Source organism: Actinoplanes sp. NPDC051475 (genome assembly GCF_040689425.1).
In the GTDB taxonomy this organism is placed as follows: domain Bacteria; phylum Actinomycetota; class Actinomycetes; order Mycobacteriales; family Micromonosporaceae; genus Actinoplanes.
In genome coordinates this window covers 117,697-143,597 of the sequence record NZ_JBFAZZ010000007.1, presented here as the reverse complement: position 1 = coordinate 143,597, position 25,901 = coordinate 117,697, and the positions used below count along the sequence as shown (strand labels likewise).

At 71.7% G+C, this 25,901-nt stretch carries 21 protein-coding genes and 1 pseudogene; 14 read left to right on the top strand and 8 right to left on the bottom strand.

Annotated features, from left to right (window positions below):
- Positions 1 to 28: 28 nt before the first annotated feature.
- The 3 genes from AB0368_RS16510 to AB0368_RS16500 all read right to left on the bottom strand — a co-directional run bounded on the left by AB0368_RS16510 (position 29) and on the right by AB0368_RS16500 (position 3,076).
- On the bottom strand, positions 29 to 1,057 hold the full coding sequence (locus AB0368_RS16510; RefSeq protein ID WP_366154723.1) for a GNAT family N-acetyltransferase: 1,029 nt from the start codon (positions 1,055 to 1,057) through the stop codon (positions 29 to 31).
- Between the two features lie 91 nt (positions 1,058 to 1,148).
- Positions 1,149 to 1,910 carry an amino acid-binding protein gene (locus tag AB0368_RS16505; protein WP_366154722.1) on the bottom strand — a complete coding sequence of 254 codons (762 nt, stop codon included), beginning with the start codon at positions 1,908 to 1,910 and terminating at the stop codon, positions 1,149 to 1,151.
- A gap of 149 nt (positions 1,911 to 2,059) precedes the next feature.
- Positions 2,060 to 3,076 (bottom strand): LacI family DNA-binding transcriptional regulator, encoded by a 1,017-nt coding sequence (locus AB0368_RS16500; protein ID WP_366154721.1) that lies wholly within the window; start codon positions 3,074 to 3,076, stop codon positions 2,060 to 2,062.
- A gap of 145 nt (positions 3,077 to 3,221) precedes the next feature.
- Between AB0368_RS16500 and AB0368_RS16495 the strand changes: the two genes are divergently transcribed.
- The 11 genes from AB0368_RS16495 to AB0368_RS16445 all read left to right on the top strand — a co-directional run bounded on the left by AB0368_RS16495 (position 3,222) and on the right by AB0368_RS16445 (position 17,288).
- Positions 3,222 to 3,914 carry a pyrimidine reductase family protein gene (locus AB0368_RS16495; protein ID WP_366154720.1) on the top strand — a complete coding sequence of 231 codons (693 nt, stop codon included), beginning with the start codon at positions 3,222 to 3,224 and terminating at the stop codon, positions 3,912 to 3,914.
- A 104-nt stretch (positions 3,915 to 4,018) separates the two neighbouring features.
- Entirely contained in the window at positions 4,019 to 5,770 is a 1,752-nt protein-coding gene (locus AB0368_RS16490; RefSeq protein ID WP_366154719.1) for an ATP-binding protein, read from the top strand.
- Between the two features lie 55 nt (positions 5,771 to 5,825).
- Positions 5,826 to 6,977: an exonuclease SbcCD subunit D gene (locus AB0368_RS16485; protein ID WP_366154718.1), complete on the top strand. Its 1,152-nt coding sequence runs from the start codon at positions 5,826 to 5,828 to the stop codon at positions 6,975 to 6,977.
- On the top strand, positions 6,974 to 9,463 hold the full coding sequence (locus tag AB0368_RS16480; RefSeq protein WP_366154717.1) for an SMC family ATPase: 2,490 nt from the start codon (positions 6,974 to 6,976) through the stop codon (positions 9,461 to 9,463). Before AB0368_RS16485 ends, AB0368_RS16480 begins: the two co-directional genes overlap by 4 nt.
- Positions 9,460 to 10,428, top strand: a complete 969-nt coding sequence (locus AB0368_RS16475) for a hypothetical protein (RefSeq protein WP_366154716.1) — start codon at positions 9,460 to 9,462, stop codon at positions 10,426 to 10,428. Before AB0368_RS16480 ends, AB0368_RS16475 begins: the two co-directional genes overlap by 4 nt.
- Positions 10,429 to 10,994: 566 nt before the next feature.
- The gene (locus AB0368_RS16470) at positions 10,995 to 11,672 is read left to right on the top strand and encodes a sigma-70 family RNA polymerase sigma factor (protein ID WP_366154715.1); all 678 of its coding nucleotides are present in this window, start codon (positions 10,995 to 10,997) and stop codon (positions 11,670 to 11,672) included.
- Positions 11,672 to 12,445, top strand: coding sequence for a zf-HC2 domain-containing protein (locus tag AB0368_RS16465; protein WP_366154714.1), 774 nt, complete (start codon positions 11,672 to 11,674; stop codon positions 12,443 to 12,445). Before AB0368_RS16470 ends, AB0368_RS16465 begins: the two co-directional genes overlap by 1 nt.
- Before the next feature lie 271 nt (positions 12,446 to 12,716).
- Positions 12,717 to 13,424, top strand: a complete 708-nt coding sequence (locus AB0368_RS16460) for a hypothetical protein (protein ID WP_366154713.1) — start codon at positions 12,717 to 12,719, stop codon at positions 13,422 to 13,424.
- Between the two features lie 181 nt (positions 13,425 to 13,605).
- A complete protein-coding gene (locus tag AB0368_RS16455) occupies positions 13,606 to 14,397 on the top strand; it encodes a DUF4142 domain-containing protein (protein ID WP_366154712.1) in 792 nt (263 codons plus the stop codon).
- Between the two features lie 99 nt (positions 14,398 to 14,496).
- Complete coding sequence (locus tag AB0368_RS16450) at positions 14,497 to 15,789, top strand: Pecanex-like protein 1 (protein ID WP_366154711.1); 1,293 nt, start codon at positions 14,497 to 14,499, stop codon at positions 15,787 to 15,789.
- 509 nt (positions 15,790 to 16,298) lie between these two features.
- Positions 16,299 to 17,288: an EamA family transporter gene (locus AB0368_RS16445; RefSeq protein ID WP_366154710.1), complete on the top strand. Its 990-nt coding sequence runs from the start codon at positions 16,299 to 16,301 to the stop codon at positions 17,286 to 17,288.
- A 103-nt stretch (positions 17,289 to 17,391) separates the two neighbouring features.
- Here AB0368_RS16445 and AB0368_RS16440 read toward each other — a convergent pair.
- Positions 17,392 to 17,583 (bottom strand): annotated as a pseudogene (locus AB0368_RS16440) (hypothetical protein); the annotation flags it as partial.
- Positions 17,584 to 17,619: 36 nt separating this feature from the next.
- Between AB0368_RS16440 and AB0368_RS16435 the strand changes: the two are divergent.
- Complete coding sequence (locus AB0368_RS16435) at positions 17,620 to 18,309, top strand: ornithine cyclodeaminase family protein (protein ID WP_366154709.1); 690 nt, start codon at positions 17,620 to 17,622, stop codon at positions 18,307 to 18,309.
- Between the two features lie 16 nt (positions 18,310 to 18,325).
- Here the strand turns inward: AB0368_RS16435 and AB0368_RS16430 are convergent, their stop codons facing one another.
- Genes AB0368_RS16430 through AB0368_RS16415 form a run of 4 tightly spaced genes read right to left on the bottom strand, consistent with a single transcriptional unit; the run spans position 18,326 to position 23,871 of the window.
- The gene (locus AB0368_RS16430) at positions 18,326 to 19,057 is read right to left on the bottom strand and encodes an HAD family hydrolase (protein WP_366154708.1); all 732 of its coding nucleotides are present in this window, start codon (positions 19,055 to 19,057) and stop codon (positions 18,326 to 18,328) included.
- On the bottom strand, positions 19,057 to 19,809 hold the full coding sequence (locus AB0368_RS16425) for an ROK family protein (RefSeq protein ID WP_366154707.1): 753 nt from the start codon (positions 19,807 to 19,809) through the stop codon (positions 19,057 to 19,059). Before AB0368_RS16425 ends, AB0368_RS16430 begins: the two co-directional genes overlap by 1 nt.
- A gap of 54 nt (positions 19,810 to 19,863) precedes the next feature.
- Positions 19,864 to 20,772 (bottom strand): DNA-3-methyladenine glycosylase 2 family protein, encoded by a 909-nt coding sequence (locus AB0368_RS16420; RefSeq protein WP_366154706.1) that lies wholly within the window; start codon positions 20,770 to 20,772, stop codon positions 19,864 to 19,866.
- 24 nt (positions 20,773 to 20,796) lie between these two features.
- Complete coding sequence (locus AB0368_RS16415) at positions 20,797 to 23,871, bottom strand: EAL domain-containing protein (protein WP_366154705.1); 3,075 nt, start codon at positions 23,869 to 23,871, stop codon at positions 20,797 to 20,799.
- An 81-nt stretch (positions 23,872 to 23,952) separates the two neighbouring features.
- Between AB0368_RS16415 and AB0368_RS16410 the strand changes: the two genes are divergently transcribed.
- Both AB0368_RS16410 and AB0368_RS16405 read left to right on the top strand, forming a co-directional pair.
- Positions 23,953 to 24,597, top strand: a complete 645-nt coding sequence (locus tag AB0368_RS16410; protein WP_366154704.1) for a 50S ribosomal protein L11 methyltransferase — start codon at positions 23,953 to 23,955, stop codon at positions 24,595 to 24,597.
- A gap of 77 nt (positions 24,598 to 24,674) precedes the next feature.
- Positions 24,675 to 25,898, top strand: coding sequence for an NRAMP family divalent metal transporter (locus tag AB0368_RS16405; RefSeq protein WP_366154703.1), 1,224 nt, complete (start codon positions 24,675 to 24,677; stop codon positions 25,896 to 25,898).
- The last annotated feature ends 3 nt before the right edge of the window (positions 25,899 to 25,901 follow it).

Sequence of the window (25,901 nt, the reverse complement as noted above, 5' to 3'; positions counted from 1 at the left end):
GCAGGCCCACCGCCGCCGCTCTCACCCGTCACCCGGAGGTGGCAGGAGTATCCCTCGTCGCCGTCCGGCGATCGCCGATCGGCAGCGTGAGGCTCAGCAGCGCGCCGTCGCGCTCGCCCGGGCCGGTCACCCCGAGGCGGCGCAGCGTCCGCAGCATCGCCACATTGTCGGCGTCGACGTGCGCCACGACGGCCTCGAGATCCGCCCCCTCGGCCCACGCGCTCAGCCGGCGCAGCAGGGCCGTGCCGATGCCCCGACGCTGCCACGCGTCCTCGACCAGCAGCGCCGCCTCGCCGAGGTCGCCCTCGGTGCGCAGGGTGGCCATCGCGACGACCCGCTCCTGGTCCGAGGCGCTGTCGAGGTGCAGGGCCAGCAAGGTCACGCCGGTCGCCGGCTCGACCAAGCGGCGCAGCCGCTCTTCCGACGGGACGCTGTGCGCCTGCAGGCGGCGTACGCCCTCGAGGTCATCGCCGGTCGCCTGGCGTACCAGAAGCTCGGCGCCGTCGGGGAGCAGCAGGGTGGTCTGCTCCGCGGTGCGGCGCAGGATCGCCCCGCTCACCTCGACCAGCGCCTGCGCCCTCGCGTATTCCGCCGGCGTGAACGCGGGGGCCGGGCGCATCACCTCGTAGGTGCCACCGGCCGGGTCGATCAGGGTCATGTGCTGCTCGTCGTAGCCGTGCAGGACCACCGCGCCGGCCGGGCGCCAGCGCACTTCGGCGGCGTCCAGCAGGGCCACCAGGGCCTCGCCCAGCCCGTCGGGCTCGTGCACCAGCCGGCCGGCCAGCGCCAGCGCCCGGGTGGGCTGATCGGCCAGGCCCTGCGCCTCAGCGCGGCTGACGAACACGTCCCGGCCGCGTCCGCGCGCGATCGCGGTCTGCAGCTCCAGCTCCGACATGGTGTCCGGGGCGTCGACGAGGAAGTCGTCGACGGCGCCGCCCTCGGTCGTGTGCACCTGGACCGCCAGGATGTTGACCGAGCGCAGGGCCAGGCTCGCGGTGAGCACCGACAGATAGCCCGGGCGGTCGTCCACCGTCGCCCGGATCCGCCACAGCGCCATGGGTCGGCACTTCCTTCCCGGATCGAGTCGCCTCTACCGAACCTAAGCGTCCCTCGCCGGTGTTACCCCCACATTGCCTGAGCTGGGAAAACTATGAGGGGTCGATCACAGCCGAGGCGACCGGCGGCACACCGGCCCGGTCCAGCCGGTCGCCCAGGATCACCGCGGCGGCCCGGACGAGCTGGGCGGCCCGGTCGACCTCGGTGATGTGGAACGCGGCGGCGGGCAGCTCGTCGTCGTCCGAGCGGGCCACGACCAGCACCAGACCGGCGCGGCCGAAGGGTGCCACCGCGTACCGGGTGGCGTCCGGGCCGATCATCGGGCGGGCGCGCAGCGGCGTGACCTCCGGCAGGCGCAGCGGGGACGGGGCTCGCCAGCTCGCGTACGCGACCGACGGCTCGCCGCCGGCCGTCATGCGCAGCGACGGCTCGTCGACCGGGAGCGGGCGTGGCGCGGCGGAGCGGGCGGCCCAGTCGGGCGGCACCACCGCGGCGGCGGCCCAGTCGGCGGCGAGCAGCCCCGGCACGGCGTCCACCAGCGTCGCGAGGCCGTCCACGGGGTTGGCGGCGACCTGTGCCAGCAGCTCGGCGTCGTGACCGCCCGAGACCGGCGCCCCGATCGCCTTCCACACGCCGTCGACCTGGACGCCCGGGATGGCGGCGAGGCCGGCGAGAAGCCGCTCGACGCGGGACGCTCCCGGCCACACGACGGTGAAGTCGTCCACGGCCCGGCCGCCGAGCCGCTCCAGCACCACCACCTGGACGATGTCGGCACCGGCGACGCCGAGTGTGCGCGCCACCTGGCCCAGGGCGCCCGGACGGTCCGGCAGGGTGACCCGTACCCGCAGCAACATGCAACTCCTCCCGTCGGATGGGACGGCACGGCGGTGCCGCCCCGCTGGCGCCAGCCTGCCGGAGCGGCGTTTCGCATCCGTTGCGCCGCCGTGTCCCGGTCGTCAAGGCGCAGCGATATGCCCTGAATCACTGAAGAGGGTAGGACGGGTCAGGCGGACGCGCGACGGACCAGGTGGGTGTCGAGCAGAACGTGGGAATTCTCGACCGGCTCCCGGCGGATGAGGCTGACCAGGATTTCGGCCATCCGCCGGCCCATCTCCTCGACCGGCTGGTGGACGGTGGTCAGCGGCGGCTCGCACTGCCGGGCGACGGGTGCGTCCTCGAAGCCGATCAGGGCCACGTCCTGCGGCACCCGCAGGCCGGCGTCGCGCAGCGCGCGCAGCGCCCCGCTCGCCATCAGGTCGGAGGCGGCGAAGACGGCGTCGACGTCCGGGTCGCGGGCGAGCACGGCACGCATGGCGGCTGCCCCGCCCTCCTCGCTGAAATCGCCGTACGCGACGACCTCGGCACCGCGCACCGCCGCCCGGTAACCGGCCAGCCGGGCGCGGCCCACCTCCATGTCCTGCGGCCCGGCGACCGTCGCGACGCGGCGGGCGCCGTTGGCGATCAGATACTCCACCGCCTGGCGGGCGCCGGACGCGTTGTCGACGTCGACGAAGAAGTCCTCGGGGTGCGGACGGGCCGGCCGGCCGCCGAGCACGAACGGCATCCCCCGCTCGCGCAGCATCCGGGGCAGCGGATCCTCGTCGTGCAGGGAGAGCAGCAGTACGCCGTCGACGTGCTGGTCCGTCAGATGGGTCTCGACACGTTCGCGCTGCTGGGCGGAGGCCGCCATGGCGAGCCACAGCTGCAGCGGCGTCTCCAGCAGGGCGGCGTTGATGCCGCGCAGCACGCCGGCGAAGAACGGTTCGCCGAAGACCCGCTCCTGCGACTCCGAGACCACCAGCGCCACCGAGTCCGTCCGCTGGGTGACCAGGGAGCGGGCGGCGCGGTTGGGGACGTAGCCGAGCTCGAGGATCGCGGCCTCCACGGCGGCCTTGGCCTGCGGGCTGACCTGGGAGGACCCGTTGAGGACGCGGGATGCCGTGCCCCGGCCCACCCCGGCGCGAGCCGCGACGGCGTCGAGCGTCGGCCGGCCCGGAGAACGGACGGGTTGCCTGGTCATCCGGTTCCTTCCACGCATAGGGTTGCGGCATGATCTGCCGCGCATGCCGCGAGCGAAAGCACGAAGACTGCAGGGGCGGGTCCTGGTGTGACTGCCAGCACCGGCCCGTCGAGCCCACGCCGCCCGTGACCGGCCCGGCCTCGCCATGATCCTCGATGAGCTGCTCGAGCGCTACCCACGAGCAGCGGAACCGACACTGCGGGTCAACTTCATCGCGAGCGTGGACGGGGCGGTGACGGTGAAGGGCAAGTCGGGCCCGCTCGGCGGTCCCGGCGACAAACAGATCTTCGACCTGCTCCGGATGACCTGCGACGCCCTGGTCGTCGCGGCGGGAACGGTACGCACCGAGAAGTACGACGCCTTGCGCCTCGACGAGCCGGGCCGGGCGTGGCGCCGGGCCCACGGGCTCGCCGAGTTCCCGCTCATGGTGGTCGTCTCGGGCTCGCTCGACCTCGACCCTGACCAGTTGATCTTTTCCGACTCGCCCGTCCCGCCGCTCGTCGTGACGCACGCCGGGGGCACGCCACCGCCCGGCCTGGCGGACGTCGCCGAAATCCTGTCCCTGGGTGACGGCGAGGTGGACCTGGCGGCGATGGTCGCCGAGCTGCACCGGCGCGGCGCGACCCGACTGCTGTGCGAGGGCGGCCCCCGCCTCTTCGGTGCGCTGATCGCCGCCGACCTGGTCGACGAGGTCTGCCTGACCGTCTCCCCGCTGCTCGCCGGCGGCGGCGCGGGCCGGATCGCCGTCGGCCCGGAGGGCCCGCCACGGCGGATGGCGCTGCGCAGCGTCCTGGCCGAGGACGACATGCTCTTCCTCCGGTACGCCCGCAGAAGCTAGAAGTTGTGGACAACCCTGTGGACGACCCCTAGAAGTTGTGGACAACGCGTGCCAACCGACGCGGCGTCCGACAACTGTCGTACCTCTGGTGCAACATGATCGGCGTGTCTGAAGAAGCAGTCGAAGCAAGCGAACCGGTCGGGCGTGTCCTCGGCACCGCCGACGCCACCCCGTTGCAGTTCTGGACGGCGGTGACGCCGGGCAGCTACCTCCAGCTCGACGACGTGGTCGTGACCAGCCGTGAGCTGCCCGACCGCGAGCCGGTCAAGATCGCTGGCGTGGTCACTCAGGTCCGCGCGCGGCACGAGGGCGCACAGTTCGACTCCGACGTGTTCGCCATCGCCGAGGGCACGCTGCCCGCGCTGGTGCAGGAGGCGGCCGAGGTCACCACCACCCGCGTCGACCCCGAGCTCTACGTGCCGCCGGCCCCGGGCGCGGTCGTGCACCGGGCTACCGGCGCGGCCCGCGACGCGGCGCTGCACTTCGACCGGATGGAGCGCCGGGTCCCGATGGGCACCGGCCGCGACGGCGTCCCGGTCTTCCTCAACGCCGACTTCCTCGACGGCACCCGCGGCGCCCACGTCTCGATCTCCGGAATCTCGGGCGTCGCCACCAAGACGAGTTTCGCGACGTTCCTGCTCTTCTCGGTGTTCCGTTCGGGCGCGCTGGGCGCCGACGGCACCAACGCCCGGGCGCTGATCTTCAACGTCAAGGGTGAGGACCTGCTCTTCCTCGACCACGAGAACACCAAGCTGGACGACTCGACCATGGCCGGCTACAAGCTGCTCGGGCTGCCGGCCTCGGCGTTCCCGGACGTGCGGGTCTACGCGCCGCCACGGGCCGGCGACTCGTCCGGCGCGCCCGACGTGAACAGCCGGCTCACCGGGGTCGACAGCTTCTACTGGACGCTCGACGAGTTCTGCGCCAACCGGCTCCTGCCGTACGTGTTCGCCGACGCCGACGACGAGCGCCAGCAGTACACGATGGTGGTGCACTCGGTCACCGCGCACCTGCACCGGCACGCCGTCGCGGCCGAGGGCGGCATCAGCATCGACGGCCGCCGCCTGGGGTCGTACGGTGACCTCGTCGACCACATCGTCGACCAGCTCACCGACGACGAGACCCGGTCGACGTGGGCAGGCAGCGCGGTCAACATGGGCACGGTCAACGCCTTCGCCCGGCGCCTGATCGGCAGCAAGCGCGACCTTGCCCGGCTGATCCGCGGCGACCTCGCGGCCCGCCGCCCGCACCAGATCAAGACCGCGGAGAGCGCCCAGGTCACCGTCGTCGACCTGCACAACCTGCCGGACCGGGCGCAGCGCTTCGTGGTCGGCGTGACGCTCAAGACCGAGTTCGACGACAAGGAGAAGTCCGGCACCGGCCGGCCCCTGCTCTTCGTGGTCCTCGACGAGCTCAACAAGTACGCCCCGCGCGAGGGCTCGTCGCCGATCAAGGAAGTCCTGCTCGACATCGCCGAGCGCGGCCGCTCCCTGGGCGTGATCCTGATCGGGGCGCAGCAGACCGCGAGCGAGGTCGAGCGCCGCATCGTGACCAACTCGGCGATCCGGGTCGTCGGCCGCCTCGACCCGGCCGAGGCCTCCCGCCCGGAATACGGCTTCCTGCCCCCGGCCATGCGCCAGCGGGCCCTGCTGGCCCGGCCGGGCACGATGTTCGTCAACCAGCCCGACATCCCGGTGCCGCTCTGCGTGGAGTTCCCGTTCCCGGCCTGGGCCACCCGGAAGTCGGAGTCCGGGCCGCCGCCGATCGGCACCCAGCGCTCGATCGTGCAGGGTGTCGACCCGTTCGCGGTCGTCGGCGGACGCGGCGGTTCGCCGGACGACGACATTCCGTTCTAGCCTGCCAAGGCGCCTTCGGCGCAGATCAAGACCAAAAACGGCGAAAGTAAAGGCAATGCGCATCCTGCACACGTCCGACTGGCATGTCGGAAAAGTCCTGAAGGGACGCACCCGGCATGACGAGCACATCCGGGTGCTCGGCCAGGTCGTCGAGGTCGCGCGCGCGGAGCGGCCGGACCTGGTGATCGTGGCCGGCGACCTCTACGACACGGCTGCGCCCTCGCCGGACTCGACCCGGGTGGTGACCCGGGCCCTGTCGGCGCTGCGCCAGACCGGTGCCCGGGTGGTGGCCATCGGCGGCAACCACGACAACGGGCAGGGGCTGGATGCGCTGCGGCCCTGGGCCGACGCGGCCGGCATCGAGCTGCGCGGCTCGGTCCGCGACAAACCGGACGACCTCATCCTCCGGGGCGAGACTGCGAACGGGGAGCGCTGGCAGCTGGCGGCGCTGCCGTTCCTGTCCCAGCGCTACGCCGTCCGGGCCGTGGAGATGTACGAGCTGACCGCCGCCGAGGCCACCCAGACGTATGCCGACCACGTCGCCCGCCTCATCGCCCGCCTCGCCGAGGGTTTCGCCGAGCCGGGCGTGGTCAACCTGCTCACCGCCCACCTGACCGTGGTGGGCGCCAGCACGGGCGGCGGCGAGCGCGAGGCCCACACGGTGATGGGGTACGCGGTGCCCGCCACCGTCTTCCCGTCGAACGCGCACTATGTCGCCCTCGGCCACCTGCACCGCGCCCAGCGGGTCATCGGTCCCTGCCCGGTGCGCTACAGCGGGAGCCCCCTCGCGGTGGACTTCGGCGAGGAGGAGAACGTCTGCTCGGTGGCGATCGTCGACGTCTCCACCGAGAAGGCGGCCCAGGTGCGGGACGTGCCGCTGACCTCGGCGCGCACTCTGCGTACCGTCCGGGGCAGCCTCGAGCAGCTCGCCACGGTGAACCTTCCGGACGCGTGGCTGCGTGTCTTCGTCCGTGAGACGCCGCGGGTGGGGCTGCGCGAGGACGTGCAGGAGCTCCTGCCCAACGCGCTCGAGGTGCGCATCGACCCGGACATGGTGCCCGACAAGGCCGGCGAACGCATGGCGCAGCGCGCGGGCCGGTCGCCGCGCGAGCTCTTCGGCGACTACCTGGACAACCGCGGCAACGCCGAGGAAGGCGTCCGCGAACTCTTCGACGAGCTGTATGACGAGATGAGCACCCCGCAATGAGGCCCCTGCGGCTCGACATGGCCGGGTTCACGGTGTTCCGCGACGAGACCACCGTGGACTTCACCGACGCCGACTACTTCGCCCTGGTCGGCCCGACCGGCTCCGGCAAGTCCACCGTGCTCGACGGCATCTGCTTCGCCCTGTACGGCACCGTGCCGCGGTGGGGTGGCACCCGGGGCATCGGCAACGCGCTGGCGCCGTCGGCGACCGAGGCCCGGGTGCGCCTGGTCTTCGAGTCGGCCGGCTCCCGCTACGTCGCGACCCGGGTGGTGCGCCGCGACGGCCGGGGCAACGTCAAGACCGCCGGGGCGGGGCTGCAGCTCATGCCGCCGGGCTTCGACGTCACCCGGCTCGACACCGGCATGAGCCTGGAGGATCTCGGCGATGTGCTCGCGGGCACCCCGGCCGAGATGGACCGCGCGATCGTGGAGGCGGTCGGGCTGCCTTACGAGCAGTTCACCAGCTGTGTCGTGCTGCCGCAGGGCCAGTTCGCCGACTTCCTGCACGCCAAGCCCGCGACCCGGCAGCAGATCCTGGTCAACCTGCTCGGCCTGCACGTCTACGAGGAGGTGCAGACCCGCGCCGCCAACCGGGCGACCAAGGCGGAGGCCCAGCTGACGGTCGTCGACCAGGCGCTGGCCGGGCTCGCCGACGCCCACGACGAGGCGGTGGAGGCGGCCGCCGCCCGGCTCGCCGCGATGCGTGAGCTGACGTCGGCGGTCGAGGAGGCCATGCCGCGGCTGCGTACCGTACGGGAGAAAGAGACCGAGCTGGCCGCCGCGCGCGACGCCATCGCCGGGGAGCTCGCGGCACTGGCCCGGGTCGAGGCACCGGCCGGCAGTGTGCGGGTCGCCGAGGCCGCGGCCACCACGCAGGCCGCGCTCGCCGAGGCGGCCGCCGGCGTGCGCACCGCCGAGGAGCACGAAGAGAAGGTACGGGGTGAGCTGGCCGCCGCCGGTGACGCGGGCTCGCTCGGCTTGCTGCTGGATCGGCACGTCGAGTGCGAGCGGCTGACCGGCCAGGCCGAGTGGTTCGCGGGCGAGGTCTCGGTCGCCGAGGTCGAGTACAAGGACGCCGTCGCCGCCGCGGAGCTGGCCCGGTCCGCGCAGCTCGGCGCCGAACAGCTCCTCGAGCAGGCCCGCCTCGACTATGCCGAGGCGCAGACCCTCGACCGCGCCGCCGCGCTCCGCGCGCACCTGACCGCCGGCCACGACTGCCCGGTGTGCGAGCAGACGGTGACCACCGTGCCGCCCATGCCCGAGGGCTCGGCGGTGCAGGCCGCCGAACGCCAGGGCAAGGCCGCCCGGTCCGCCGCGGACGTGGCGTCGACGGCGTGGAAGCAGCGCGACGCCGTCGCCCGGGAGCTGGAACGCGGCCTGGACCGCAAGCGCGCGCAGTTCGAACAGCACAAGGCGCGGCTCGCCGAGGTGAAGGCGGGGCTCGCCGACTCACCCGGCGTCGAGGCGCTGCGCACCCGGCTGGCCGAGCTGACCCGGCTGCAGCGCAAGCTCGACGAGGCCGGCGCGGAGGTGCGCGGAGCCCGCGAGGCGCAGCGCAAGGCGCAGGCCGCGGTCGCGGCCGCCGAGGAGCAGCAGCGTGCGGCGTGGCGGTCGTTCGACGCGATCCGCGACGCCGTCGCCCGCTTCGCGCCCCCTCCGGCCGACCGGGACGACCTCGCCGGAGCCTGGTCGACCCTGGTGGAGTGGGCGCAGGATTCGGCCCGTCGCCGGCAGGCCGACCGTGACGAGGCGACGGCCGCGGTGGAGGCCGCCCATGCGGAGACGCAGCGCACCCGCGCCGCCGTCGCCGGCCTCTTCGCCGACCGCGGCCTGCCCGCCCCGGCGGGCGGCGCCGACGCCGACCTGATCCGGGCGGCGGCGGTCGCGGCCGAGCGGGCCGAGGCGGCGTGGCAGCGCCTCGCCGATCGCCGCGAGGAAGCCAGGGCATATGCCGAGCAGCGCGCCACCCTGGTGCGCGACGGCCGGGTGGCGAAGTCCCTCGCCGGTCACCTGCGCGCCAACAACTTCGAGCGCTGGCTGCTCGAGGAGGCGCTGGACCTGCTGGTCGACGGCGCCTCCCGGATCCTGCGCGAGCTCACCGGCGGTCAGTACGACCTGATCCACGACAAGGGCGAGTTCTTCGTGGTCGACCACTACGACGCCGGCCTGACCCGGGGCGTCCGCACGCTGTCCGGCGGCGAGACGTTCCAGGCCTCGCTGGCCCTCGCGCTCGCCCTGTCGGAGCAGCTGGCCGGGATGTCGACCACCGCGGCGAGCCTGGAGTCGATCGTGCTCGACGAAGGCTTCGGCACCCTCGACGCGGCGACGCTGGACGTGGTCGCCGCGACCCTGGAGAACCTGGCCGCCCGGGGCGACCGGATGGTCGGCGTCGTCACCCACGTGCACGCCCTGGCCGAGCGGGTGCCGGTGCGGTTCGAGGTGCACAAGGACGCGCGTACGGCGCACGTGGAGAGGGTCGGCCTGTGACGAGGATGTTCGTCGACGCGTGGGACCCGGCGTACGGGGCGTCCTTCGAGGGCGGCGCCTCGGACGGGCCGGCCTCGCCGAGCAGCGCCCAGGTCGACACGGACGTCGAGGTGCCCGCGGCGCAGTGGGCCCCGATCGACGTGTCGGCCGGGGTGCGCTGCCCGGACGTGGTGCTCCTGGTCGACGGCGTACGCCGCAACGACGCCGGCCTCTGGACCGCCGAGGAGGACGGCCAGTCGTACGCGGGTCTCGCCGCTTCGTACGCGGCCGGGGTCGTCCGGTGCGACCTGCGCCGGGGGGTGGCCGAGCTGGCCGGCGCAAGGGTGGGCCGGGGCCTGTTCACCGCCAGCCCGTCGGCCGAGGACGTGCAGGCGGGGTCGGTGCGCTACGCCGTCCACCGGGTCAGCGGCACGGGCGAGGCCAGCAAGCTCCCGGCGGCCGTCCAGGGCCCGCTGACCGCCCTCGAGATCGAGATCTCCGGCGAGGCCCGCGACCACGGCTCGGACGGCGCGGACCTGCTGGTCGTGGACGGGCCGCTGCGCAACCGCCGCCAGTTGCCGCGCACGATCGGCTACGTGAAGACGCAGCAGAAGCAGTATCTGCCGGCGCAGCTCACCCAGGTGGTGACCGCGCTGCGGCCGGGTCAGCGGACGCCGGTCTTCGCCCTCGGTACGGTTTGGGGCGGCTGGTCCTGGTATCTGCGCCTGCCCGGAGCCTCGGGGGCGCCGTGGTCGGGGATCGTGCGCGTGGAGTGCTCGCCGGATCTGACCCCCGAGCAGGCGATCGAGCTTGCCGAGCTGTCGGGGGCGACGCTGCCGCGGTTCGCGTCGTCGGCGTACAAGGATCCCCGGGCGCCGCAGAACCTGGTGCCGATCGCCGGGCTGGAGCGGCGGTTGCGCGGAATGCTGGGGGACTCGCGGGTGCTGCACCGCGCGCTGACGATGGCCACCGCCCGCACCCGGTGACGGCCCCGCGGTCCCTCGGGAGGAAATGCGGCCGATAGGTCGGCCGGTGGGTCGGCCGGGTGGACCTGCCCTGCCCACCTTCTGGCGCCTCGCCGGGCCTCGCCGACGGTCGGTGGCCCCGCTGAGTCCGATTCGTACCTTTCGGCGTTTCGTGGCGGAGCTGCTCACCGTTGCCGTCACGCTACTCAACGCGCATCCGGGATGGGCGTTTTGCGACTCGCGGTAAGGATGGCGTGACGGTGCGCCGAAAACGCCTTCGGGGAGGCCGCGAAGGCCGCACTGCACGTCTGTCGACTCCGCCGCCCTGCTGAGTATTATTCGCGTGCCCCTGGGCGCATATCGGCGCCTATGGATGAATGTTGCGCCCCCCACGCGCGCCCGGCCCTCCCGTTTCCGCGGGTGGCGGAGCGTGCCCTACGCGCTTGGAACCGGAGGAACCTCTTGCGACTGCGCGTCGATGCCGCCCCTCCTGTCCGGGGTCCGGAAAATTTCCCGGTCGCTTTGATCCCGGCGGGGCACCCCGGCCGTATGACAGGCGACGGGGAAAGCACCGGCAGGAGGAATCGATGCATGCGATGGTCATGGAGCGGCTCACGCCGGACGGGGTGCGCGTCATGACGCAGCAGCGTTCCGGAGGCCGGTGGCAGGCTCTCGACGGAGGCCGTGGTGCGGACAATGATGACGCCGTGATGCCGCGGCAGGCCCGCCATGAGGCCGGGTCGGCGACCGCGAATCACGAGGACACGCTCGTCCGGATGCTCTACGAGGAGCATGCGGGACCGCTGCTGATGTTCGTGCTCCGCCTCACCGGCGGCGACCGGCAGCGCGCCGAGGACATCGTTCAGGAGACGCTGCTGCGGGCGTGGCGCAACGCGCACCGCCTGGGCGCCCAGGGTCAGCAGTCGCTGCGGCCCTGGCTGGTCACGGTGGCCCGGCGGATCGCGATCGACGACCACCGCAGCACCAGCGCCCGCCCGCCGGAGACGTACGACCGGGAGCTCGAGAGCTTTCCCAGTACGGCCGACGACACGGATCGGGTCCTCCAGCTGATGACGGTCACGGATGCCCTGCGTACGCTGAGCCAGTCGCACCGGGAGATCCTCGTTGAGACGTACTTCCGTGGCCGGACCGTTCCGGAAGCCGCGGAGGTGCTCGGCCTGCCTCTGGGTACGGCCAAATCGCGCGTGTACTACGCCCTGCGGGCCCTGCGGACGGCCCTGCAGCAGCGGGGGGTGACAGAGTAATGACGCAGGAACAGCACTTCGACGTCGCCGCGTACGCCTTGGGCGTGCTCGACGAGCGCGATGCCGCCCGCTTCGAGGACCATCTGATCGACTGCCCGGCGTGCGCGATCGAGCTGGAATCGCTGCTGCCGGTGGTGGACATCCTGTCGGACGTCGACGCGGACGCCCTCGTGGCGACCGAGCAGTCGCGCCGTGACGGGGTCGTGCTCAAGAAGATGATCGGCGAGGTGAAGCGGGAGCGGCGCCGGGCGAACAGCCGGCGGCTGTACTCGCTGGCCGCGGCGGTCGTGGTCTTCGCCATGCTGTCGATCGGCGCCCTCTTCGCCGGCGCCCAATGGCTCGCCCCGGACCAGGGCTCCCAGCAGCCGGCCCAGCGTTCGAGCAAGGTGCTCGACCCGCTGCCGCTGGCCCAGGGCGGCGGTGGCTTCGGCGGTACGGCGCTCCCCGGCGAGACGTTCTCCACCACCGACAGTCGCAGCGGCGTCTCGGCGGCCGTCGGCTTCGAGCCCAAGGACTGGGGCACGCAGGTGTCCTTCGCGGTCTCGAACATCAAGGGCCCGCTGACCTGCCGGCTGGTGGCGGTCCGCACCGACGGCAACTCCGAGGTCCTGTCGACCTGGACCGTGGGGGACAAGGGATGGGGCACGGCCGCCCAACCGGAGCCCCTGCTCCTGGTGGCCGCGACGGCTCTGCCCCGCAAGGACATCGCCCACGTCCAGGTGCAGTCGATCGACGCCAAGGGGAGTACGGAGACACTCGTCCGCGTCCCCTGACGGATACGAAACGGTCTCGAGCCCGGTCGCCATTGTGCGGCCGGGCTCGATGCTTTTCACCGTACGCATAAGTCGCCCTCACCGCGCGCAGTCGTGTCGCGCGCAAGGCCTTTCATTCACGGACGCCGCGTCCGAACGGTTCAAATAAATTTCGAGAAATTGATTGAGCCGATTCTTCAACCTCCGCACCCGTCCGCTGCGTACTACAGCCCGGAACACGAAGATGGACGGAAACAGTGGGAGGGCTCTCGTGGTACCGGAGAAGCGGAAGTTGATCGTCGTCGGCGCCGCGATCGCTGCGGCGTTCGCGCTGCCCGGTTGCGCCCCCGCCGGATACAGCAGCAGTGACTACGGCGCGCAGCCGGCGTCCAACGACGTCGCCGCCACGCCGGGCGCCGAGCCCACCGAGGGCGCGACGCCGGGTGCCACCCCGGGTGCGGAGACCGAGGACGGCGCGGACGAGGGTGCGGACGCGCCCGAGCTCAGCGACGACGAGGTCACCACCGAGCTCAACGCCACCAAGGTGAAGCGCATGGGCGAGACCGTCCAGAACCAGGACGGCAGGGTGCTCTACCGCTTCGACAAGGACAAGGTGAAGCCGGAGGTTGCCTCCAACTGCAACGGCGACTGCGCCAAGATCTGGCCGCCCGCGCTGATCAACAAGGGCGAGAAGCCGAAGCTCGAGGGCGTGGACTCGGAGCTGGTCGGCACCGTCGAGCGTGAGGACGGCACCCTGCAGCTGACCCTCGACAAGTGGCCGCTCTACACCTACATCGGTGACAAGGAGCGCGGCCAGTGGAAGGGCCAGAACGTGGCCGCCACCTGGTTCGTGGTCACGCCGGAGGGCAAGAAGAACCTCACCTGCCTGCCCGCCGTGTCGAAGCCCGTCGCGCCGCCGGCGGACGACGACGCGCAGGGCGACGAGGACAGCGGCGGCGACGCCGGTTCCGACAGCGGCGGGTCCGACTACAGCTACTGAGCGGCACAACGGCCGGTCGGTGCCTATTCACCGGCGTCGCCCGGCCGCCGGATGCCGCGAATTCCCGCCCATAAGTCTTCATTAAGTCGGGCGTAAGAAGTTCGTTTTCCATTGCGACACCGCAACAGCTGCTCCTAGCGTTTCGCCAATCGATTTACCCGCGTCGTCGGAGGTGCGAAAGATGATCGCCGCTCGCTCTGCTCGCCGGCCGTCGCGCTGGCTGGTAGGCGTCCTGGCCACCGCCCTGGCGTTCCTGCTGGCTCCCGCCGGCACCGCCCGGGCGGCCGACTCCCCGCCAGTGCCGATTCCGCCGAACACCGGCCTGACCGACCGGGGGACCGGCGTCGTGGCGATGTCCGACCGGGACTTCGTCGTCAAGGTCCGGCTGGCCGGGCTCTGGGAGATCCCGGCCGGCAACATGGCCGCGGAGAAGTCCGACGATCCGCGGATCCAGGAGATCGGCAGGACGATCGCGGGCCAGCACGTCGTGCTCGACAAGCTGGACATCGCGGTCGCCAAGAAGCTCGGCGTCGAGCTGCCGAACCTGCCCAATACGCAGCAGGCCGGCTGGCTCAACGAGATGCGCAACGCGTCCTCGCCGCAGCAGTTCAACCAGATCTACGTCGACCGGCTCCGGGCGGCGCACGGCAAGATCTTCCCGGCCATCGCGACGATCCGGGCCAGCACCCGCAACGACTCGGTCCGCAAGCTGGCCCAGCAGGCGAACCAGTTCGTGATGACGCACATGACGCTGCTGGAGAGCAGCGGCATCGTCGACTACGGCTCGCTGCCGACGGCGCCCCCGCCCGCGGCAGCCAACAAGGGCCCGGTCCCGGTCGACAACGCGATGGTCGCCGCGGCCAGCAGCTCGAGCGGCGTCCCCGGGGTCAACACCTCCGTGATCCTGCTCGTTCTCGCCGTCGCCCTCGTGGCCGGCGTGGTCACCACTATGCGCATCTTCCGGACGCGGTAGCTCGCTGACGGATCCGACCTGGCCAGCCGACCAGGCCGAACAGCTTCACCCCAGGCGGCTCCACCGCCCGCCACGTGTGGACAGAGAAAGGTGTCAGCAATGCGAAGGTCGCAGTACCGGCGCGAATCCAAGTATTCCAAGTGGTTCACCGGTCGGCGCCGGATCATCGCCGCGGTAGCCACCCTGGTTGCCTTCGGCGGCATCGTCACCGTCACGCAGGTGTCCGACGCGAGCACGAAGCGTTCGACCCAGCGCGCTCTGGCCGCTTGCAACAACCTCCAGGCACCGAAGCGGACCCGGCTTTCCACCGAGACCCGTCAGGGCACGTACACCACCAACAAGGGCCGCGTCACCCAGCACTCCGACGACGGCGCGAGCAACGTGCCGACCACCGAGCAGATGCGCGCCCGCTGCCGTCAGTGGATGATGCAGAACGCCGGCAACAACCAAGGCGGCGGCGGCGCGAGCCCGGCCGCGTCGAACAACACCAACGCCGGCGGTGACCAGCAGCAGAACGGTGGCCAGCAGCAGAACGGCGGCCAGCAGCAGAACGGTGGCCAGCAGCAGAACGGCGGCCAGCAGAACGGCGGCCAACAGCAGCAGCCGCCGCCCGGCGCCGGTCTCGGCATCCTGACCAACACGTGCCAGACGAGCCAGCTGCAGCCGCACGACGGCTTCCAGAACGGCAACCGCTGCGTCTCCACCGAGTTCGGTGAGGTCGGCGACCAGCAGAACAACCCGTCGCTGCTGATCACCGAGGCGCCCCAGCAGGTGCAGCGGAACCAGCCGTTCACGCTGAAGGTCAGCACCCGCAACCTGATCCGTGACCGGTTCCTCGCGGCCGGCCAGGGCGGCTACTACGTGGAGTCGTCGGTGCTGCAGGACGGCATCGTGCGCGGCCACTTCCACACCGCCTGCCGCATGCTGAACAGCACCAACGAGGCACCGGACCCGGCTCCCGCCCCGGCCTTCTTCGTCGCCACCGAGGACAAGCAGGGTGGCCGGGCCCCCGACACGGTGACCATCCAGGTTCCGGGCCTGCCGGACGACGGTCTCGCCCAGTGCGCCTCGTGGGCCGGTGACGGCTCGCACCGCATCCCGATGATGCAGCGCGCCAACCAGACCCCGGCGTTCGACGCGGTCCGCATCGAGGTCGGCGGCGGCAACGACCAGAACCAGGGTGACCAGCAGCAGAACGGCGACCAGCAGAACGGTGGCCAGCAGCAGAACGGCGACCAGCAGAACGGTGGCCAGCAGCAGGGCGGCCAGCAGCAGGGCGGCCAGCAGCAGGACGGTCAGCAGCAGGACGGTCAGCAGCAGGACGGTCAGCAGCAGGACGGTCAGCAGCAGGATGGTCAGAACAACAACGACGACCGGAACAACAACAACTAGGTACGGAGCCCTGCCGCATCCGGAAACCGAACCCCGCGGGGCCGCGCCACATCGATGGCGCAGCCCCGCCGGGGACCCCCCGTCGGAGACCGGCCGCCGTCCACCCCCCTGAGGACGGCACCCGCGGCAGGCGGCTCGAGCAAGGAATCGGCTGACGAAAGGAGGCGGACCCCACTCGAGCCGAGTTACCTGCTCCGCCACCGGGTGACGCGGACCGACTCGGGTTCCCGCCCACCCTCCCCGATGGCCCTGACCGGGAGCGCGGTCAGGGCCATCGGCATGCCCGGCCCGGCCGCCGCAGGTTTCCGGCACTGAGCAAGCAATGCCGATGGCCACGTGTGACCGCGATCCGCTACCTTCGGGGAGTGAAGCTTTTCGTGGGCGTTCTGCCCCCTCCGCGCTCCTGAGGGAGCGATGAGCTGACAGCCGTCCGGGTAGACCCGGTCGGTTACTTCACATTTTCGCTCCGCTGACGTTGTCCTCAACGCCGCACGATCCGGAGCGAGTAAATGTCTCAGTCGTTCATGTCATCGGAAACGTCTGCTCATGCCGGGCCGCCGGTCGGCGGCGCGCGCAGCGGCCTCATCGCCATCGTCGTCGCGGGAATTCTCTGGGGCACGACGGGCGTTGTCGTGCAGTTGATCCGCCAGTCGGCCGACCTCAGCCCGGTGGGCATCGGCTTCTATCGCTTAGCTATAGCGGCGCTCGCCTTGCTGTTGTTCATCGTGCGACAGCTAAGGCCGGCGGTCTTTGTACTGCGCACACGATGGTGGCAGCTCCTATTGGTCGGGGCCGGTCTGGGCGCATACCAGGCGCTGTACTTCATTGCGGTGGCATGGGGCGGTGTTGCCATCGCTACCGTGGTGAGTCTCGGGCTGGCGCCCGTCCTCATCACCGGCTGGGAAGCCGCCCGATCTCATCGCAGGCCGAGCCGGGCCGCGCTGTGCAGTATCAGCGGGGCAGTCATCGGCTTGACGCTGATCACCGGTTTCACGGTGTCGCCCACCGGTGCTGCACCGCGACCACTGCTCGGACTGCTAGCAGCGCTGGGCTCCGGTCTTGGTTACGCTGCCACCACGGTCCTGAGCCGAGATATCAGCCGGCATGTGCGGCCGTTGACCCTGACTGCGGCCAGTACGGCCATCGGCGCCTTGACGCTCCTGCCGTTCGCATGGCTGAGCGGCGGCTTGGTGCTTCCGGGAATGTCGGCTGCCACCTGGATGGTCGCATACCTGGGGATCGTCGCCACCGCGGTGGCATACGCGCTTTTCTACATGGGACTACGCACCACGACAGGCAGCGTTGCCGTTGTCCTGACGTTGCTGGAGCCGTTGACCGCGGCGATATTCGCCGTCGTCGTGCTCGGTGAGGAGGTCTCACTACCGGTTGTTCTAGGCGGTGGTCTTCTGCTCGGCGCTGTCGTCATCGCCTCTCATTCTGCCCGCACACCGGGTCAGGGTCGCCGTCCTGAGCGGCGTCCCGCAACGATCAGCGGGTAGGGCCGTCTCCGGGCGACGCGACGTCCGCCATTCATTGCTGGACAACCATCGCGTGGTGCAGTGGTGACACGTCGCCCGGAGTTGGTTCGTTGGGGTCGTTCCTCTACGCGGACGACCCACTGGAGGCCCATGTGTCGGCGAGCATGCCGAGGAGAAGTGCCTCCGCCAGGCACACCCTGGCGAACTCTTCGAGGTGAAGGCTCTCGTTCGGGCCGTGGATGTTGCTGTATGGATCTTCGACACCGGTCACGAGGATCGACGCATCCGGGAGGAGCCTTTGGAACGTGGCGATGAAGTAGCTCCTCCGGGGGCATCCGTCCGGGTCGGGGGCGTGCTCGTGCTCTTCGACGCACGAACGCTGACTCCGCTGGCAACGCTCGACTCTGCGGCCTTGACCGCGTTGCGGACGCCTGCTTTGTCGGCGTTGGCGGTCGCTCGCTTGGCGCACCCCGAAGCCCGCAGGCTGGTCGTGTTCGGGACCGGGGTCCAGGCCTGGGCCCACGTGGCGGCCCTCCGTGAGGTACGGGACATCGACGAAGTTCGCGTTGTCGGACGGGATGCGGCCCGGCTCTCGCACTTCCTCGACCGATGCCGCCGTCTGCCGGGACTCGATGCACAGGCGGGCCGGCCGAGCGACGTCGCCGAGGCGGACATCATCGCCTGTTGCACCACCGCCCGCGAGCCGCTATGCGACGGAGCGTTGCCGAAGTCGCACACGACGATCGTCGCGATCGGCTCCCACGACGCGTCGGCGCGAGAGGTCGACGAGGTGATGGTCCGGCGATCAACAGTCGTCGTCGACGGACGTGCTGCCGCGGCACGCGAGGCTGGTGATCTACTCCTGAACGATGCCTTGGACGGGGTCCGGGGCACCATCGCCGATCTCGTCGCGAAGCGTGTCGTGATAGCGCCCGACCGGCCCCGGCTGTTCAAGAGCGTAGGAATGGCATGGCAAGACCTCGCGGTGGCCGTGCAGGTGTACGAAGCAGCAGCGGGCCGCGCCGAACAGCCGAAGCTGTAGCGGCGCCATAGGGCTCTCAGATGGGCAGCAGGTCGCGCAGGCCGAACCCGTCGTCCACGGTCACGTCCGGCACGGCGTGGGCCCCCGGATCCTCGGCCGCCGTACGCCGGGAGCGCATGAGGATCGCCACCCCGGTCTCGGCACGCCGCGCGCACACCATGTCGCGTTGGTAGCTGTCGCCGACGTACCAGCAGTCCTCCGTCGGTACGCCCAGCGCCCGCGTGGCATGCCAGATCATCTCGGGGTTGGGTTTGCGGACGCCCACCTCGTCGCTGTAGACCTGCGCCGCGAAGAGGCCGCCGACGCCCGCCTTCGCCAGGAAATCGCGGGGGGCCGCGCCGCACAGGGTGTTGCTGACCACGGCCATCGGCAGGCCGGCCGCGCGGGCCGCTCGCAGCGCCTCCGGGATGCCGGGGCGCAGGGCCCAGGTGTTGCGCCAGGTCCAGTCGTAGCTGAGCTTGGCGGCGTTGACGCGTACGGCTTCCTGCGCGCGCTGCGGCCAGTCCGGGGTGAAGAAGCGGCGCCAGACCTCCGCCTGGGGGAGTTCGTCCGGCTCGTCGAGGTCGCGCCAGGCGGCGTACGCCCCGGCGCCCGCGATCAGTGACCGGTTGATATCGCCGGGGGACAGGGCGCCGCCGGTGAGGTTGTAGAGCCGCAGCACGAGCTCGGGCGGCGCGGGATCGTGGCGGGCGGCCTCGGCCAGCACGCCGCCGAAGTCCAAGAGCAGAGCGACGGGGGAAGGCAGCATCAGCGGGCGTTGAGGGTCCAGGCGCGGACGCCGCCGACGATGCCGGCCGTGTTGGGGACCACCACCACGTCGTCGCCCATCCGGGCCAGCTGCGCCGGCGTGATCAGCCGGGAGTTGCCGCCGCCGAGATAGAGGCGGTCCCAGAGGAAGACCGGGCGCAGCCCATCGATGACGTTGCGGACCCGGCGGGACCAGAGCGCGTCGCCGAGCCGCCGCCGCTCGTGCTCGCCGATGTAGGTGTCGTAGCTCATTCCCCAGCGCACCGGCGCCTGCGACATCTCCAGGTGCGGGGCGAGGGCGCCGCCGTCGAAGAGTGCGCACCCCAGGCCGGTGCCCAGGGTGAGGACCAGTTCGCAGCCGGTTCCCGCGACGACCCCGGCGCCGTGCACCTCGGCGTCGTTGAGGACCAGCGTGGGCAGGCCGAACGCCTCGGCCAGCGCGGTCCGCGCGTCGAAGCCGAACCATGCCTCGACCAGTTCCGGGTCGACCTTCGTGCGCGGCCCGCTGCGGGTGACGTAGTGCGGCGTCGCCACGACGACGCCGTGCCGCAGCATGCCGGGCATGCCCACGGTCACCCTGTCGGCGGTCGGCAGCCGCTCACCGAGGGCGAGCAGCGTCTTGACGAACAGGTCCGGAGGCAACGGGTACGGCGTGGGCACCCGTAACGGCTGCGCCCGCATCGTCCCGGCCTCGTCGAGCACGGACCCCTTGATGCCGCCGCCGCCACAGTCGATCGTCAACGTGAAAGCCACCCGTGCAGTGTGACATTTCATCCGGAAATCGGAAGCGCTCGAATCATCCGGAAATCAGAAGCGCGCGAAGGACCGGATCGGCATGCGCGGCCCGAACTTGGGCGCCGCGATGCCCCCGGCGGCGAGCAGCTCGCAGACGCGTCCTCGGTGCCCGGCGAACGGCTCGAGCAGTTCCAGCATCCGGGCGTCGGTGCCGCGCGCCTCGCCGGCCAGCGCCCACGCCACCGTGTTCGGGATGTGGAAATCGCCGACGCTGACCGCGTCCGGGTCGCCGTACGCGGTCCGTACCACCTCCGCCGCGGTCCACGGGCCGATGCCCGGGATGGCGACCAGCCGGCGCGTCGCCTCGGCACTGTCCCCGCAGCGCTCGAGCCGCATCGCCGCGACGGCGCAGCGCAGCAGGGCCTGGGTGCGGCGCTGCTCGACGCCGAAGGGATGGAAGATCCAGTACGGGGTCGCCGCGACCGCCTCCGGATCGGGTGGCAGCAGCAGGCCGGCCGGCCCGGGAGCCGGCTCCCCGAAGTGCTTGACCATCGCCCGGTACGCCCGATGCGCCTCGATCCCGGTGACCTTCTGCTCCAGGACGGCCCGGATCAGCCGGTGGAACACCAGGCCGGTGGCGGGGAAGCGTACGCCCGCAAAGGTTTTGGCCAGGCGGGCGACCAGCGGATGGCAGGCGGCGAGCGCGGGGAAGTCGCCGAGATCGTCGCGCAGCCCGGCGATCGCGTCCGCCCGCTCGACGATCCAGCCGGCGCCGGGCCCGTGTCCGGTCGCGGTCAGTTCCGCGCCGGTCCGGGTGAGCTGCAGGGATGCCGGCCCTTCCGGGGTACGCGCGGAGAGCCAGAATTCTCCGTCGGCGAGCCTGCCGCACGGGTCGTGGCGGACGACCAGCAGGGACCGCACCGTGCGGGAGAAGTGATAGCCGTCCGGTGGCCTCAGCCTGCGGGTCACCGTGGTGGTCACGGCGCCACTATACGGGCGGCCCCGTCAGGCGGCGATGGGCTGCGGATTGCGGAGCCAGGACAACGCCTCGGTCGCGTCCAGCGGGGACGAGTAGTAGTAGCCCTGGCCGAGCGGGCAGCCGAGCTGCGCCAGGATCTCGCGGTGGGTGGCGTCCTCGATGCCCTCGGCCACCACGGTCAGGTTCAGCGTCTGCGCCAGGCTGAGGATGCCGCGTACCAGGGCGAACTGCTGGTCGTTGTTGACCATGTCGTCGATGAACATCTTGTCGATCTTCAGCACGTCGATCGGCCGCTGGCGCAGGTAGCCCAGGGACGAGTAGCCGGTGCCGAAGTCGTCGATGGCGATGCGGACGCCGAGGTCGCGCAGGATCTCCAGGTCGGACCAGATCTGCTCGTCGTCGCTGATGAGCAGGGTCTCGGTGATCTCCAGCATCAGGGCCTGCGGCGGTACGCCCGCGAACTCCAGCGACGCCCGTACCTGGTCGACGAAGCCGGCCTCGCGGAACTGGCGCACCGAGACGTTCACGCTCACGTACGGCTGGCGGGTGCGGGGCAGGGTGCGCCGCCACTGCGCGACGGTGTGCAGCGCCTGGTCGAGCACCCAGCGGCCCATCGGCACGATGAGCCCGCTCTCCTCGGCGACCTCGATGAACTCGTCCGGCGCGATCAGGCCGCGGGTCGGGTGGTGCCAGCGCACCAGCGCCTCGAAGCCGGCCGCCTCGTCGCTGGCCAGGCTCACGATCGGCTGGTACTGCAGCAGGAAGTGGCCCTCGTTGACCGCGTGGTCCAGCGCCGAGCGCAGCTCGAGGCGTTCCACCATCGCGCCGTGCAGGTGGCTCTGGTAGCGCCGCCACTGGTTCTTGCCGGCGCCCTTGGCGACGTAGAGAGCGAGGTCGGCCTGGCGCAGCAGCTCGTCGGCGTTGTCCGCCTCCGGGGTGGTGGTGATGCCGATGCTGGCCACGGCCTGCAGCGCTTCGCCGTCCACAATGATCGGTTCGGCGAGCGCGGCCAGGATGCGGCTGGCGGTCTCCTCGACGGCGCCGGGGTCCTGGACGTTCTCGACCAGGGCGGCGAACTCGTCGCCGCCGAGGCGGGCGGCGGTGTCGTCGCTGCGCAGGGCACCGGCGATGCGGGCGGCGACCGCGACGAGCATCTGGTCGCCGACGGCGTGGCCCAGGGTGTCGTTGACGATCTTGAAATCGTCGAGGTCGATGAAGAGCACGCCGACCACCGAGCCGTCGCGGGCGCCGCGGGCCAGGGCGTGCTGCAGGCGGTCGGCGAAGAGCACGCGGTTGGCCAGGCCGGTGAGCGCGTCGTGGAAGGCCTGGTGGGTGAGCTCGCGCTCGAGCTGACGGCGCTCGGTCACGTCGCGCAGGGTCACCACCAGGCCGGCGACGGTCTGGTCCGTGCGCAGGTCGCGGCAGTGCATCTCGAGCATGACTTCGGTACGGCGGCGCCCGACCGCGCGGAAGTCGATGCCGTTCTGCACGACCTCGCCGGCGCGAACCGCGGCGAGCACCTCGGCCAGCCGGGGGCGGTCACCCGGATGGATGATGTCGGGCAGCGTCGCGCCCACCGGGTCGCCGCCGAGCACGGTGACGGCGGACGGGCTGGAGTACCGGACGCGGTCCTCGTCGTCGACGATCAGGATGACGTCCGAGGTGTTGAGCACCAGCGTGCGGAAGTACGCCTCGCTGTTGCGGCGGATGACCTCCACGCTCAGCGCGATCCGCTCGAGCGCCAGGGCGACCTGGGTGGCGAGCACCTCGAGGGCGCGCTCCAGGCCTTGCAGCGCCCACGTCGGGCCGCCGACGTGCAGGACGCCGACGAGCGGGTCGCCGTTCGGGCGGTCGGCGAGCACCAGCGGGCAGCGCAGCACCATGTTGAACTGGGTGAGCCGGACGGCCACCGCCCAGTCGACGTCGCGGGTGGCGACCAGGCGCACGGCGGTCCCGGCGGCGCGGTCCTGCGCCGACTGGGCCGCGGCCTCGGCCGAGATGGGTTGCCCGGGCTCGGTGTACGCCATGGCCAGCACGACCCGGTGCGGCACGTCGTCGGGCAGCAGCTGCGCCACGGCCTTGCGCACGGCGTCGGCGACCTCCTCGGCGTCCTTCGCCGAGACCAGCGCCGCGGAGGCCTCCCGCAGTCCGCGCTCGCGGGCCATGGCCATTCGGTGACTCGCCATGATGCCGGCCATCCGGGCCAGCACCAGCAGGAAGGTGCACGCGCTGAGAGCGGCGATCATCTCGAGATCGGGTACGCGCCCGTCGACGCCCATCTGGAAGACCAGCACCGTCGGTGCGACCAGCGAGGCGAGCGCCAGCAGCGCCAGCCGGACCCGGCCCAGTTCGGTCGAGGTCCGCGGGGCGGTACGGGTCAGCTGGGTCATCGAGGGCAGCATGGCGGCGAGGCCGACGCCCGCGTAGAGCGGGATCCGGCCGAACACGCCCACGTAGCTGAGGTCGTCGTGCCGCGTCGCGAGGTTGGCGACGACGTCGGCGAGGAGCATCGAGAGCATGCCCGCGGCGAGCACACCGGCCGCGATCAGCCGGCGGCCGGAGGCGGTCAGCAGGCGGGTCAGCAGGCCGAGGCAGAGCAGGCCGCCGACGGGGAAGGCGACGGCGATCCAGCGGTCATTGGCGGACAGGGCGGTGTCGCGGACCTGCGGGCCGATGACGAATGTCCACGAGAGCAGCCCCACCCCGCAGGTGAGGGTGAGGGCGTCGAGCAGGCCGCCGCGGTCGCGCCGCCCGTCGGTGCGGTGGCGGATGAACTGGAACAGCGCCAGGGCGAGGACCGGATAGAAGGTCAGCAGCACGGCGATGCCGAGGTGGTGAAGCCACGGGAGCTTCTCGGCCAGGCCGGGCCCGGCGCCGTACGCGGCCGAGCCGGTCGCGGACAGCGCGACGGCTACGCCGAGAAGCTGCCAGGGACCCTGGTGCTCGGGGCGGTGCCGGCGGATGCCCCAGGTCAGGGCCAGGACGGTGCAGACGCCGGCGGTCAGCCGTACGGGGGTGCGCCAGTCCGGAGCCGCGGCGAAGAGGACGCCGAGGCCGGTCATCGCGGCGCAGAAGAGGGCAGCTGCCAGCCGTGTCGGCATGCTCCTCCCCTTCCCGGGTTCATCGGGCCGCACTGGCACCCTGATCGGTACCCCGGCGGCTCAGCTGAGCAGAATCGCGGGGTGTCCACCGCTACCGACTTCGTGCGGGCCAACACCCGGCTCGCCTCCGTACCCTTCCTGCCCGAGCTGGTGCTGCACCAGGCCGAGGAGCCGATCGAGCTCTGGGAACGCACCGAGGCCGGCGGTGCGGAGCAGCCGCCGCCGTTCTGGGCCTTCGCCTGGGCCGGCGGGCAGGCGCTCGCCCGCCACGTGCTGGACGACCCGGAGCTGGTCGCCGGGCGCGCCGTCCTCGACCTCGCGACCGGCTCCGGGCTGGTGGCGGTGGCCGCGGCCCGGGCGGGTGGCCGGCCGGTGACGGCGAACGACATCGACCCCCTCTCGCTCGCCGCGGCGGAGGCGAACGCGGCGGCCAACGGCGTACGCGTCGAGCTCGTCGAGGGCGACCTGCTCGCCGGCGGATACGACGAGGCCGCGGTGGTGCTGGCCGGCGACGTCTTCTACAGCCGCGAGATGGCCGGTCGGGTCCTGCCCTTCCTGCGCCGCGCCGCGGCCCGGGGCGCATTGGTGCTGGTGGGGGACCCGGGACGGGCGTACCTGCCGACTGACGGGATGGTCCGGCGTGCGACCTACGACGTGCCGGTCAGTGAGGCGCTGGAGAGCGTGCCGGTCCGGCGTACCAGCGTCTGGCATGTCCTTAATTGTTGAACAACCCTTGTGTGATCGTTGAACAATCCCTAGCGTCGACGGTGCCTCCATCGAATCCGACCGATCCAGGAGTGCTCATGCCGACGGACACCACCGCGCGCACCCGAACCCGCCGGACCGCCCTCGTCGGGGCGATCTTCCTCATGGCCACCAGCGCCATCGGCCCCGGCTTCATCACCCAGACCACCACCTTCACGGCGAAGCTGGGCGCCGCGTTCGCCTTCGGCATCCTGATGTCGATCGTGGTGGACTTCGTGGTCCAGATGAACATCTGGCGCATCATCTCGGTCAGCGGCAGGCGCGCCCACGAGGTCGCCAACGCAGTCGTCCCCGGCGCCGGTCACCTGCTCGCCGCCCTCGTGATCCTCGGCGGCCTCGTCTTCAACATCGGCAACGTGGCCGGGTCCGGGCTCGGCCTCAACGCCGCGCTGGGGCTCGATCCCAAGCTCGGCGGCGCCCTCAGCGCGCTGCTCGCGATCGTCGTCTTCACCGTGAGACGCGCGGGCGTCGCCATGGACCGGCTGCTCATCGTGCTCGGCGTGGTCATGATCGTGCTGACCCTCTATGTCAGCATCGTCTCGCAACCCCCGGTCGGGGACGCCCTGCGCCAGACCGTCCTGCCGGACGAGGTCGACTTCGCGGCCATCACCACGATCATCGGCGGTACGGTCGGCGGCTACATCACGTACTCCGGCGCCCACCGGCTGCTGGACAGCGGGACGACCGGCCCCGAGCACATCCGGGAGGTGACCCGCGGGGCCCTCACCGGCATCGCGGTCACCGGCCTGATGCGCTTCCTGCTCTTCCTGGCCATCCTCGGCGTGGTCGCCGGCGGCGTCGTTCTCGACACCAGTGGCAACGCCACGGCGCAGGCGTTCGAGTCAGCCGCCGGCGAGTTCGGGCAGCGGGCGTTCGGCGTCGTGCTCTGGGCGGCGGCCATCACCTCGGTGGTCGGCGCGGCGTTCACCTCCGTGTCGTTCTTCACCGCCTTCTCGCCCGCCCTCGGCGAGGGCCGCCCCCGCTCGTGGGCGACGGTGGCGTTCATCGCCGTCTCGACGGTGATCTACCTGCTGATCGGCACCGCGCCGTCGGCACTGCTGGTCTTCGCCGGCGGTTTCAACGGGCTGATCCTCCCGATCGGGTTCACCATCCTGCTGTACGCGGCCTGGCGGCGCCGCGAGCTGCTGAAGGGGTACGCCTACCCCGCCTGGCTGCTCATCCTCGGCGTACTGGCCGCCGCCCTCACGTGGTACATGGGCATCACCTCGGCCCGCACGATCTTCGACTACCTGGCCGGCTGAGAA